Raw genomic sequence first — 11,725 nt, 5'->3', positions numbered from 1 at the left:
CACCTAGTGACTATGCCGTTCGGACGCGCCTTACGGTTGCCGTAAGCACAGGCAGGGGCTATGTTGCGCAAGCGGATGTACGGCGATGGGAGAGCCGTAGGCGCCTTGGGGAACGACATGCGCATACTGATTGCGGACGACCATCGGCTGATCGTCGAGGGTGTCAAGCTCAAGCTGGGTGAGCTTGGGCCCGGTACCGAGTTTGTCATAGCCATGGATGTGGCTGAACTGCGCGAGGCGATCCATTCGCCGGAGGCGTCGTCTCTGTCGCTCGCGCTGATCGATCTGGCGATGCCCGGCGTGCGCGGCAACGAACACCTCACGGAGGTGATCGAACACCTGCCTCACGTACCTGTGATCGTGCTTTCCGGCTCGGAAGATCCCGCGCTGATGAAAAGCCTGCTGGCCATGGGCATCCAGGGCTTCATTCCCAAGGCGTATTCGCCCGACGTGATGCTGTCGGCGGTACGTCTGGTGTTATCCGGCGGCGTTTACGTACCGCCACTGCTGCTGCAGGAGCGCCCCGACGGTGCGGCGTCTGCCACGCTGACCACCAACGCCACGCAGCCCGCGCAGGCGTCGTCCGATTCGCTGGAAGAACGCCTGCGCAAGTTGCTCACCGAACGCCAGATCGACGTGCTGCGCCTGCTGTCGCAAGGCAAACCCAACAAGCTGATTGCCCGTGATCTCGGCATCAGCGAGGGCACCGTGAAGATCCACCTTGCCGCCATTTTCCGTGCACTCAATGTGCGCAACCGGGTCGAGGCCGTGGTGGCTTCGCGCCGTATCAGCGGGCTATAGGAAATCCGGCCCGCACGACAACGAGGCCCAACCTATGCAGCGAGTACCGGGTGACCAGGATCCGGCTCTTGCGTCCAAGCATGTCAGGCAGTCTCCACCAGTCACCCGTCGTGAGGGCTACGCGCTTCGCTGCAAGCGCTCATTGACCGTCACCGTCGTGGCCTGCGTGCTGCTGACTGGCTTACTTGGGGCGAATCTGCTGAATGCTCAGCACGCGCACGCCGCCACGCCCGCGCGAAGCGGCGCTCACATCAACGCGCTTACCTTTGGCATTCTGCCCATTGGCGGCCCATCAGAATCCTTGGCGGCATGGCGGCCCATGCTGGCCGACCTCAGCCGCACCCTGCATCTGCCCATACGAAGTCTTTCGGTGAGTACCTACGAAGGTCTGGCCCAGGCCATGGCCGAGGAACGCGTCGACTTCGCTTTCGTCTCGGGCCGGCTGGCGCTGGATGCTGTCACGCGCGATCGTATGCAGGTGATTGCCCAGCTCACCCGTACCAATGGCGCGCGCGGTTATTACTCAGTGCTGCTGGTCGCCAAAGATTCGCCGCTGCACAGCCTTGACGACATGTTCCGCCGCCCCGGACGCCTGCGATATGCGCGTGGCGAGGTGCTTTCCGTATCGGGTTACCTGGTGCCGGAGACTCAGGTATTCGCCAATCGCCGGCTGGACTCGGACACCTTCTTCGCCAGCGTCAGCGTGGACAACCACCAGAACAACGCACTGGCCGTCGCCAATAACGAAGTCGATGTAGCGACCAACAACACGGCGGATCTGGAGCGTTTCGCCGAGCGTTTCCCCGACCAATATGCGCGGTTGCGCGTGCTTTGGCAGTCAAGCCTGATCCCGCATGCGGTCGTGGTCATCCGCACCGATCTGCCGTCGGAGCTTCGCGAGCGGGTCACCGCGGCCCTGACCGCCTACGGCAAGGGCAAGAACGGGCCAGCCGAACTGGCCAAACTGCAGTTCATCCACGATATCAATGGGTTCACGCCCGCCGGCAACGAGGCGCTGGTGCCGTTTGCCGATATCGAGTTCAACCTTGATCGACGCCGCGCCTACAGCGCCCAGTGGGTGAGCGATGCCGCCATGCAAGCGCGCCTGCGCAAGATCGACGTCGAACACGAGACGCTGGTGCGCCAGTTGATGGCGCCCAGCCGTCCACCGTAAAGCGCACTCAGTGCTGGGGAAGGTCCTTGAGGTTCATGGTCTGCCCGTTCGGCATCACCATGTCACCCGGCTTCTGACCTGCCGGGCACTCACCCAGCCAGCGGCCTGAGCTGGTCATGGCCATCTCGCTACGCCCCATCACGGCCGGCTGATACTTCATGGTGCCCTTGGTGCTGTACGAGGTGTCGCCACTGAACGTGGTTTCGCTGTGGCTGGTCATCGTGACCGCGCCACTGGGCATATCCAGCTTGCACTCTGCATCGGACACCACGGTGCTGCCCTGCACGCCGATGTTGAACTTGCTGCACATATGGCCGCTCATCTGCGTGCCCATCTTGTACATCGCCTTGTCGGTATCGGCATCGAGGCAAAGCTTCATCGTCTGCGACTGCCCACCCATGCCCGCGGATTGCATCTCCCACAGGCCCGGCTTGCGCTTGGGCATGTTGGCGGGGAGATCCTGCGCAAGCGCTGCGCCAGTGAGGCCAAGCAGGGAGACAGCAAGCAACAGACGGCAACGTGCGGACATGGAGCTCTCCAATCGACCGAGGGTGGGTATGAGGATGTGCAAGGTAGCGCCAAACGGTTGCGGCGTCATGCGCCCCCATTCAGGGAATACGGCGCCTGCGATTTCTGCGTCGCAGCATGGCCGTGCCGCCTGAACACGGTTTAGATAGACCGTTAGCACTATGGCGCGTCGCGCTAGGTCGAAGTGCGTATCGAAGGAACATGTCCGATTCTTTAAAGTGACACATGGGGCGTAGCGGGTCAGCCGCACGCCTGCCAGGGCCGCATTCATCGCTTACCTGCCGCGGGTTCACCACCATGCAGCCGACTGTTGTCACGCTCTGCCCAAGGATACACAGGCGACTCGACGGCGTGCCGGGTTCGCACGGCGGAATCAGGGAGGTCTGACGCATGGAGCCGCGTCCGCATCTGCTCACCCGTTTGTTCATCGATGTGGTCCTGCCCAGCACCATCGCCGCACTGGCACTGATCCTGGCCCTGTGCGTGCAGCAGGCGCACAACCTCGGCGAACGGGTCGACAGCGCCATCGCACTACGCATGGCGCACCTTGCCGGCGAACTGACCGGTGACGAAGGCGGCTCGCCGCAGGCAGCCCTCGACCGGGCCCTGCTGCTGGACAAGGAGGCCCCCGTGCTTAAGGTGGAACTCCATCGCCCCGATGGCAGCCTGTGGAGCAGCGGTGCCGCACCGGCCCAGGCGGGCACTACTTATCGCAGCGAACTCGGTGGCCATGGCGGCTCATCGTGGCTGAGCATGCAGATCGATACCCGTCCTCTGCGCCATGCTCAGGGCATGGTCTGGTTGCTGGGCACCCTGTGTGCAGCCGGCATCCTGGTGCTGGCGTGGCTGGCGCGAGTGTCGCTGCGCCACCGCGTGCTGGAACCCCTGTCCCATGTGCAGCACGCTGTGCACGAGTTGGTGAACGCACGCCCGCCGCAGATCGACGTGTCGCCGGTGAGTGCGGAATTCGAAGATATCCAGCAAGCGCTGCAACGATTGTCCGAGCTGCAGGAGGCGCAGCGGAGAGACTGGAGCGCGATGCAGCACGACAACGCCGTCGAAGCACTGGATCGCCTGCGGCAGAGCCAGGCAGCGACGCGCAGCAAATCACAATTCATTGCCCTGGTCAGCCACCACTTCCGCCAACCGCTGCAGGCGCTGGAACTGTTTGCGGCAGGCCTCGACCAGGGCGTCACCGACGAACAGCAGTCGTTGTTCCAACAGATGCGCACCAGCATCGGCGCCATGACGCGCCTGCTCGATGCGCTATTGGAAATATCGCGGCTCGACGCCGGCGTCATCGCCGTGAAGCCCGTGGGTTTCACCGCCGCCGAATTGTTCATGCGTGATCGCACGTCACTCAATCATGAAGCCGCGCGGCATCAGGTGACGCTGCTTTGGCGCGGCAGTCATCACCAGCTGCACGGTGATGCCGATGTCGCAGCCAGCCTGTTGTACCAGCTGGCCAGCAACGCCATTGCCAACGCACCACAAGGGCGCGTCCTTATCGCAGCGCGGCGTCGCGGCCAGTGCGTACGCATTGAAGTACGCGACAACGGCCCAGGCATCGCCGTGATCCATCAGCAGCGGATCTTCGAAGAATTTGTGCAGTTGCAGACCAGTGAGAGCGATCGCCGCGGTGGCTACGGTCTTGGCCTCGCTATTGCCGAACGGCTGGCCCGGTTGCTTGGGACGCGTATCGGGCTTCGCTCGGAACCCGGGCGCGGCAGCACGTTCTGGTTTGACCTGCCGCGCATGCCGGTCATGGAGCGCCACACCAATCCGCACAAACACCCCGCGCCCGCGTGGCGGCAGGCGGGCTGAGAGCGGGCACGCTTCGGCCACAAAAAAAGACCTGCGTTTCCGCAGGCCTTTGAGTGCTTTGGTGGGTCGTCCGGGACTCGAACCCGGGACCAATAGATTAAAAGTCTACTGCTCTACCAACTGAGCTAACGACCCATGCCACGAAAGCAAGCCCGACATTTTATGGGCTAGACGCCCAAGGCACAAGCCAAGGCGTTCAGACGTAGCGCGTCGGATCGGGCAGCCCGGCGGCGATAAACCCTTGAGCGCGCAGACGGCAGGCGTCGCAATGGCCACAGGCGCGCCCCTGCGCGTCAGCCTGATAACAGCTGACCGTTTCAGAGAAATCCACGCTGAGACGCTGCCCTTCACGGGCGATATCGGCCTTGCTCATGCGCATCAGGGGCGCATGAATGCGGATGCCCGCACCCTCCACGCCCGCCTTGGTCGCCACGTTGGCCAGCTGCTCGAAGGCCTCGATGAACGCCGGACGGCAATCAGGATAACCCGAGTAATCCACCGCGTTGACGCCGCACCAGATATCGGTTGAACCGAGCACTTCGGCCCAGCCAAGGGCGATGGACAGCATGATCGTGTTGCGCGCCGGCACGTAGGTCACCGGGATGCCCTGCTCGCCCGTCTGGTCCAGTGGCACATCGATGTCGGCGGTGAGTGCCGAACCACCGATCGTGCGCAGATCCACGTGAACGGTCTTGTGCTCGACGGCGCCAAGGATGCGCGACACGCGCTCGGAGGCTTCAAGCTCGGCGCTGTGACGCTGCCCGTAGGCAACGCTCAGCGCATGCACCTGATAGCCCTGCTCACGGGCGATGGCAATGGTGACGGCCGAATCCATGCCGCCAGAGACGAGCACAACAGCCTTGCGTGGGATAGGTTGTGACATGAGTTGCATCCACTCCTGGGTTCAGGCCGGTGATCCGGCCGATAAGCGCCACCGGCAACACAGGCCGACGCGCGAAAGGCGAGAAGTGAGTGAAGAGGAGTGAGAAGTGAGAGTGGCGCATCGCGGCTCTTCTCTCATTGCCCCCTTCTCGTCTCTCACTCCCGATATCCATGTCCTTAAACGAGAGGTGAGTGAAGAGGAGCGAGAAGTGAGAGTGCCGCATCGCGGCTCTTCTCTGATTTCTCACTCCTCTTCACTCACTCCTGTCTTAATGTCCTGGTTCGTCGTTCCACAGCAGCTTGTGCAGCTGCAGCTGGAAGCGCACGTCCAGCTTGTCGGCGATGATCCACTCGGCCAGCTCGCGCGGCTGGATCGCGCCATGCACCGGCGAGAACAGCACCATGCATCGCGTGTTGAGCGCGTGTTCGACCACCACCTCGCGCGCCCATTCGTAGTCAGCGCGGCTGGCAATGACGATCTTCACCTGATCGTGCGGCAACAAATGTTCGAGGTTCGACCACAGGTTTCGCTTGGATTCGCCGGAGTCCGGCGCCTTCAGATCCATCACCTTGCGCACGCGCGGATCCACCAGCGACACATCGAGCGCACCCGATGTCTCCAGCGACACGTCGTGACCGGCATCGCATAGTCGCTTCAGCAAAATCAGGCAGCGCTTCTGCGCCAGCGGCTCGCCGCCCGTCACGCAGACGTGCTTTGCGCCATGGGAGGCCACCTCGGCCACGATGTCGTCAATGGCGCGCCAGTCACCGCCGTAGAACGAATATTCGGTATCGCACCACACGCAGCGCAACGGGCAGCCCGTCAAACGCACGAACACGGTGCGCCAGCCGATAGCATCGGCCTCGCCCTGAATCGAGTGGAAGATCTCGGTGATGCGCAGGCGCTCGGCCGGGATCTGGGCTCGCGTGGTGGGTTCCACGCTAGCGTTACTACCGTTCACAACTGCAACCTCAATTGGCCGGCTGCGATTGCAGACGGCGCAAGCGCTCCTGGGCCAGGCTGGCAGCCTTGGAACCCGGATACTTGGTGGAAACTGTCTTCAGGGTCGCCTTGCCGGCGTCGACCTGCTTGAGCTCGATCTGGCTGTAACCCAGCTTGAGCATGGCGTCTGGCGCCTTTTCACTCTGCGGGAACTGGCTGAGCAGGATCTGGAACGTCTGCAGCGCCACCGGATAATTCATGGTGACGTAGTACGACTCGCCCAGCCAGTAGTACGCATTGGGAAGCAGCGGACTGTCCGGGTACTGCTGGATGAAACCGCGAAAACCGCGCGAAGCCTGCACGTAGTCGCCGCCGCGCAGCGACTTGAAGGCTTCGTCGTAGGCAGCCTGCGCACCGGCGGCATTGGCTGGCGCCGCAGCGCCCTTGCCCGCCGCGGGCTTGGCGCCCTTGCCTGCCTCAGCTGCAGGCGCGGGTGCCGCCGCCGGTGCAGGATTGGCGGCGGGTGCCGTATTGGGTGCGTTGCCTGCGGATGCGTTGCCTGCATTAGCTGCAGCTGCGCCAGCTCCGCCTTCAAGGCGGCCCAGGCGCGAATCGAAATCGGTCGCCTGTGCTTTGTTCTTGTCGTTGGCTTCCTGCAGCTGGTGCTGCAGTTCCTCGATCTGGCCCTGCATCTGCTGCACTTGCGATTGCAGCGCCTGCACCTGATTGACCAGCGTGGTGCCACCCTGATTCTGGTTCTGCGCCTGCTGCTCGAGTCGCGATACGCGGTCTGCGAGGCTCAGACGAGAATCCTGTGCGAATGCCGGAACAACAAAAAGCATGGCGGACGCAATTGCGCCCGCCATGCCCATCCTGGCTGTGAAGCTGTTAGCCAGTCGCTTCTTCATTACTTCGCCGTGTAGACGATCTCGACGCGACGGTTCTTGCTCCAGCAGTCTTCGTTGTGCTCACGGCACACCGGCTTTTCCTTGCCATACGAGATCACGTTGATCTGGCTGGCCGAGCCGCCGTTCGACTGCAGGGCGCTGGACACGGCGTTGCCGCGGCGCTCGCCGAGGCCGAGGTTGTACTCGCGGGTGCCGCGCTCGTCAGCGTTGCCTTCCAGGCGGATCTGCGCCATCGGGCGATCCTGCAGGTACTTGGCGTGGCAAGCCATGATCTGCTGGAACTCCGGCTTGATTTCGTCCTTGTCGAAATCAAAGTACACGACGCGCTGACGCAGGCAAGCGTCGGTGTCGAGGTCAGCCGGGGTGTACTTGGCCGGGCCGGTGGCCGGAGCCGTCACAGGAGCCTGCTCCGGGGCCGGCTGGGGCTTGACTTCCTGCTTCTTCGAGCATGCGGCCGCGCCAACGCAGAGCAGGGCGACCAGGGCGACGCGAACGGTCTTATTCATGGTGGACGTTCCTTCAAACAGGTTTGAGTTCCGACAGTCAGTAACGATTGCGGTTTCGGGACAGTTTTCGCCGGTGAACCGGCTGTTATTTTGACATTTTGCTGCCGGCAGTGCGCTGTCTCGCAGCCGCCTGGCCCGCCAACCGCGGCGTATTGCCGCGACCGACAAGCTGATTGATCCGGGGTGTCGTTTGCGACTTCACACCCGGATCACATGGCCATGACGCTTACGCGTCACGACATGAACTGATTAACGCTGACGATAAGGACCCCATGCCGGTTCGCGGACGTCGCCATCTGCGAGCACGAGGCGCTGCCGGACCAGACCATCGGCGGACACGGCATAAAGAACACCGCGCCGACCTTCGGAGGCGGCATACAGCAGCATGCTTGCATTGGGCGCGAAACTCGGAGTTTCATCGATCGGACCCGGCGAGATGAAGCGCACCTGCCCACCCAGACTGCGATCCATAATAGCAATACGATACACGTTCCCGTTGCCCTGCACCATGGCGATCTGCTTGCCGTCGTAGCTGATCGAGGCGTTGGCGTTGAACTGGCCCTGGAAGGTGATGCGCTCAGCACCGCCACCACCGGCCGACATCTGGTAGAGCTGCGGCTTACCGCCACGGTCCGAGGTGAAGATGATGCTCTGGCCATCCGCCGTCCAACGCGGCTCGGTATCGATGGCCAGATTGTTGGTCAGACGGGTCTCGGAGCGCGAACCCAGATCCATGACGTAGATCTCGGGGTTGCCCTGATAGGACAGGGCCAGCGCCAGCCTGGAGCCATCCGGCGAGAATGACGGAGCACCGTTGATGCCCTTCGCGCGGGCGGAAATCAGCTGACGCGAACCGGTAGTGATGTCCTGCACGTAGATGGCCGAGTTGCCGCTCTCGAACGACACGTAGGCAATCTTGCGGCCGTCCGGCGACCACGACGGCGACAGCAGCGACTCGCGCGAACGCGCAACAACCTGCGGGTTATAGCCATCCGAATCGGCCACGATCAGCGAGTAGGTCGTGTTGTTACCCAGGCCCACGGCCGTGATGTAGGCGATGCGGGTCCAGAACGCGCCACGCACGCCGGTGATCTTTTCATAGATGGCGTCGGCGATCTGGTGAGCCACACCGCGCAGGTCACCCGCCGGGGCGGTGTACGCCTGGGCAAGCAGGCTTTGCTGACGATTGACGTCCCACAGCTCGTATTCGACGCGCAGCATGCCGCCGCCCGCATCGCTGATGCGGCCAACGGTGATGTAGTCCTGCTTGAGCAGACGCCACGTGGCGAAGTTGATGTCCGAACCCTTCGACGGCGTTTCCACGATTTCGCTCTTGGCGAGCGAACGGAATTTGCCGGAACGGTTGAAGTCGTTGCGCATGACATCGGCGATGTCGGTGGGCAACGGGGCACCGCCCGCCTGCGCAAACGGCACGACCACGATCGGCGTAGCCGATTTGGTCACACCCTCTACCGTGCCGGTGAGCGTGGAGGTCTGCGCGGAGGCCAGGCCCGCGAAAAGCAGGCCAAGGATTCCAAGCAATAGGACCAGATAGCGGGAAGTCTTTTTCATCAGGTCATCACCTATGGCTTGAAGTACATGTCAACATTGCGGCTAAAGACACTTTCAAATCCTTTGAAGGGTAGCTGGTTGGCCCTCATGGCCGCGTCTTCGACGGACTTCCGGCCTGCGTCATCGAACGGGCACGTCGAGTCGACCTTGGCACTGACGACCTGACCACCCGGCAACTGGACGATGTGCAGCAGGCACTGCTGGTTGGCCGGCATGTTATCCGGCCCGACCCAGTTCTGTTTGAGCGTATTCTGAATCGCCGCCAGGTACTGGGCCCGCAAACCGGCATCCGGGCCGTTGGCGCCGGTCTGCTTTTCCTTCGCGTACGGCACATTCTCGACGCCGTTTTCCTGGGCGTTCTTCAGGTCTTCCATCTGTTGCTGGGCCTGCTTGACCTTGCTCTGCGCCACCTTGGTCGATTTGTCGGCCGCGTCCATCTTGGCAAACAGCTCATCGATCTTCTTCTGCTGCTCTTCCTTGTGCTTGGCCGCCTGGGCGTCCAATTCGGCGGCACGCTGGCGCTGCTTCTCTTCCTGTTCCTTCTTGGCGTCCTCAGCCTTTTGCAGACCCTCGGCCGCCACCTTTTCCTGATCCACGGTATCGGGATGCTCAGGCGGGGGCGGCAGGGTTTTGATCTTCGGTGTTTCTTCCGAAGGCGGCGGCGGCACGCTGGGCGGCGGCGGCACCGTGTTGGGTATCGGCTTGGCCTGCGTATGCTTCGGCGGCGGCGCACCGGTGATGCCTACCAGTTCCGCTTCGATGATCTCGCCTTGCAGGGACACCGGCTTGGTACAGGTAATCGGGTTCCAGTCCGCCGGCAGGTGGAGCGTTTCGAACAATTGCTCGTAGAACGAGCACGGCACCACCGCGAGGGCCAGGAAGCCCACGATGCCTAGATGGAGAATGGCGGAAAGGACAACCGCCTTGGACGTGCCCTTGGGGGAGTCGGCCCTCATTTCTTGTTGCCCGACTCCGGCGCGCTCATCAGACCGACCTTGGCCACACCGGCCTGCTGCAACTGGGCCAGCACCTGATACACGCCGTCGTACTTGCCATCACGGTCGCCAGCCACAAGCACGCTGACCTCCGGATTCACTTTCACGAACGCACCGACCTTGGCCTGCATGGTGGCAACGTCGACGGGCTGACGCTTATCGGTACCCAGCGTCAGGTAGAGCTTGCCGTCCTGATCGACCACGACGATCACCGGCTCCTTCTTGTCCTGCATCGACTTGGCATTAGCCTGCGGCAGGTTCACGTCGACGTTTTTGTTGATCATCGGTGCCGTGACCATAAAGATGATCAGCAACACCAGCATCACGTCGATGTAGGGAACGACGTTGATTTCCGATTTCAGCTTGAGGCGCTTGTGGCGCGCAGAGCTACGCATGGCTGAAGCTCCTCCGCTCAGGCCGCTTCGTCAGTCTGGATCTGACGCTGCAGCACCGAAGAGAACTCCTCCTGGAACACTTCGTAGCGGGAGGCGACGCGCTCGACCTTGTTGGCGAAGCGGTTGTACGCCCACACCGCCGGAATCGCAGCGAACAGACCCATCGCCGTGGCAATCAAGGCTTCGGAGATGTGCGGGGCGACCACCGCAATGGTCACATCCTTCATTTCGCCCAGGCCCTGGAACGCGCCCATGATGCCGATGACGGTGCCGAACAGGCCGACGTAAGGACTGATCGAGCCGACGTTCGCGAGGAATTCCAGGTTGCGCTCCAGACGGCCGATTTCACGGGTGCCTGCCACGCGCATGGCGCGCTCGGAACCTTCGATGACGACACGCATGTCATGCACGCGGCGCTGGCGCTGACGCACAAACTCGCGGAAGCCGGACTCGAACACGTTCTCCATGCCGCCATTCCCGGCGCCGCGGTTACTCACTTCGCGGAACAGCTGGGCGAGGTCGGCGCCGGACCAGAAGCGCTCCTCGAAGTTCTCGGCCTCTTCCATCGCCGCCTTCAACTGCCCGACCTTGCGGATGATGATGACCCACGAGAGGAAGGAGAGCACCAGCAGCGCCAGCATGACGAACTGGACCAGGATGCTCGCTTCCGCGACCAGTTTGAAAATATTGACTCCACCGTTCATTGCTCGAAGGTCCTCCAGCACACGTACTTTTATTAAGGGGAAAGGCCGGGAATGAAATCGGCCGGAATCTGCACCGGACGCATGCGCTGGACATCAACACATGCCACTCGCACTTTGGCGCGGATCAGTTCCGTGCCATCCGCCCGGCGGATTGTCTGGGCGAAAAGGATACTGGCTGCGCGCCGTTCTTTGACTTCGACGCTCACCGACAGTTCATCATCCAGCAGGGCCGCCCGGAGAAAGTCGATCTGCATCTCACGGACCAGAAAGGCCAGGCCGGTCGTTTCTTTGTAGGTGGACTGGCTGATACCCATGGCACGCAACCACTCGCTGCGGGCGCGCTCCATGAAGCGCAGATAGCTGGCGTGGTAAACCACCCCGCCGGCATCGGTATCTTCCCAGTAGACCCGGATGGGCCAGGTGAATGGGGGGGCGGTGGTCGTCACGGGGGGCCTAGGGAGCGATGGGAGCAGGAGTGAGTGCAGAGGAGTGA

The 11,725-nt window shown here is 62.5% G+C and carries 13 protein-coding genes and 1 tRNA gene; 3 read left to right on the top strand and 11 right to left on the bottom strand.

Features of this window, described 5'->3' with window-relative positions; all coding sequences use genetic code 11:
• Nucleotides 1–117: 117 nt before the first annotated feature.
• Both OQE56_RS12965 and phnD read left to right on the top strand, forming a co-directional pair.
• Entirely contained in the window at nucleotides 118–801 is a 684-nt protein-coding gene (locus OQE56_RS12965) for a LuxR C-terminal-related transcriptional regulator (RefSeq protein ID WP_267224896.1), read from the top strand.
• A gap of 142 nt (nucleotides 802–943) precedes the next feature.
• Nucleotides 944–1,975, top strand: a complete 1,032-nt coding sequence (gene phnD / locus OQE56_RS12960) for a phosphate/phosphite/phosphonate ABC transporter substrate-binding protein (RefSeq protein ID WP_267224894.1) — start codon at nucleotides 944–946, stop codon at nucleotides 1,973–1,975.
• Nucleotides 1,976–1,982: 7 nt separating this feature from the next.
• Here the strand turns inward: phnD and OQE56_RS12955 are convergent, their stop codons facing one another.
• Nucleotides 1,983–2,504, bottom strand: coding sequence for a DUF3617 domain-containing protein (locus OQE56_RS12955; protein WP_267224892.1), 522 nt, complete (start codon nucleotides 2,502–2,504; stop codon nucleotides 1,983–1,985).
• A gap of 389 nt (nucleotides 2,505–2,893) precedes the next feature.
• On the opposite strand from OQE56_RS12955, the gene OQE56_RS12950 reads away from it, so the two are divergent.
• Nucleotides 2,894–4,327 (top strand): sensor histidine kinase, encoded by a 1,434-nt coding sequence (locus tag OQE56_RS12950; protein ID WP_267224889.1) that lies wholly within the window; start codon nucleotides 2,894–2,896, stop codon nucleotides 4,325–4,327.
• Between the two features lie 59 nt (nucleotides 4,328–4,386).
• Here the strand turns inward: OQE56_RS12950 and OQE56_RS12945 are convergent.
• The 10 genes from OQE56_RS12945 to ybgC all read right to left on the bottom strand — a co-directional run bounded on the left by OQE56_RS12945 (nucleotide 4,387) and on the right by ybgC (nucleotide 11,678).
• A tRNA-Lys gene (locus tag OQE56_RS12945) sits at nucleotides 4,387–4,462 on the bottom strand.
• Between the two features lie 61 nt (nucleotides 4,463–4,523).
• Nucleotides 4,524–5,210: a 7-cyano-7-deazaguanine synthase QueC gene (gene queC / locus OQE56_RS12940; protein ID WP_267224887.1), complete on the bottom strand. Its 687-nt coding sequence runs from the start codon at nucleotides 5,208–5,210 to the stop codon at nucleotides 4,524–4,526.
• Nucleotides 5,211–5,478: 268 nt separating this feature from the next.
• Entirely contained in the window at nucleotides 5,479–6,171 is a 693-nt protein-coding gene (queE, locus tag OQE56_RS12935) for a 7-carboxy-7-deazaguanine synthase QueE (protein ID WP_267224885.1), read from the bottom strand.
• Between the two features lie 10 nt (nucleotides 6,172–6,181).
• A complete protein-coding gene (ybgF, locus tag OQE56_RS12930; RefSeq protein WP_267224883.1) occupies nucleotides 6,182–7,060 on the bottom strand; it encodes a tol-pal system protein YbgF in 879 nt (292 codons plus the stop codon).
• Nucleotides 7,060–7,566, bottom strand: a complete 507-nt coding sequence (gene pal, locus OQE56_RS12925; RefSeq protein ID WP_267224881.1) for a peptidoglycan-associated lipoprotein Pal — start codon at nucleotides 7,564–7,566, stop codon at nucleotides 7,060–7,062. Before pal ends, ybgF begins: the two co-directional genes overlap by 1 nt.
• Before the next feature lie 249 nt (nucleotides 7,567–7,815).
• Complete coding sequence (tolB, locus tag OQE56_RS12920) at nucleotides 7,816–9,138, bottom strand: Tol-Pal system beta propeller repeat protein TolB (protein ID WP_267224878.1); 1,323 nt, start codon at nucleotides 9,136–9,138, stop codon at nucleotides 7,816–7,818.
• Nucleotides 9,139–9,149: 11 nt separating this feature from the next.
• Nucleotides 9,150–10,094: a cell envelope integrity TolA family protein gene (locus tag OQE56_RS12915; protein WP_267224877.1), complete on the bottom strand. Its 945-nt coding sequence runs from the start codon at nucleotides 10,092–10,094 to the stop codon at nucleotides 9,150–9,152.
• A complete protein-coding gene (tolR, locus tag OQE56_RS12910; RefSeq protein WP_267224875.1) occupies nucleotides 10,091–10,528 on the bottom strand; it encodes a protein TolR in 438 nt (145 codons plus the stop codon). Before tolR ends, OQE56_RS12915 begins: the two co-directional genes overlap by 4 nt.
• A gap of 17 nt (nucleotides 10,529–10,545) precedes the next feature.
• The gene (gene tolQ, locus OQE56_RS12905; protein ID WP_267224873.1) at nucleotides 10,546–11,232 is read right to left on the bottom strand and encodes a protein TolQ; all 687 of its coding nucleotides are present in this window, start codon (nucleotides 11,230–11,232) and stop codon (nucleotides 10,546–10,548) included.
• A 32-nt stretch (nucleotides 11,233–11,264) separates the two neighbouring features.
• A complete protein-coding gene (ybgC, locus tag OQE56_RS12900; protein WP_267224871.1) occupies nucleotides 11,265–11,678 on the bottom strand; it encodes a tol-pal system-associated acyl-CoA thioesterase in 414 nt (137 codons plus the stop codon).
• Nucleotides 11,679–11,725 lie beyond the last annotated feature (47 nt).

It is taken from the genome of Dyella silvae (genome assembly GCF_026421305.1).
In the GTDB taxonomy this organism is placed as follows: Bacteria; Pseudomonadota; Gammaproteobacteria; order Xanthomonadales; family Rhodanobacteraceae; genus Dyella; species Dyella silvae.
This window is presented reverse-complemented; position numbering and strand designations above follow the sequence as displayed.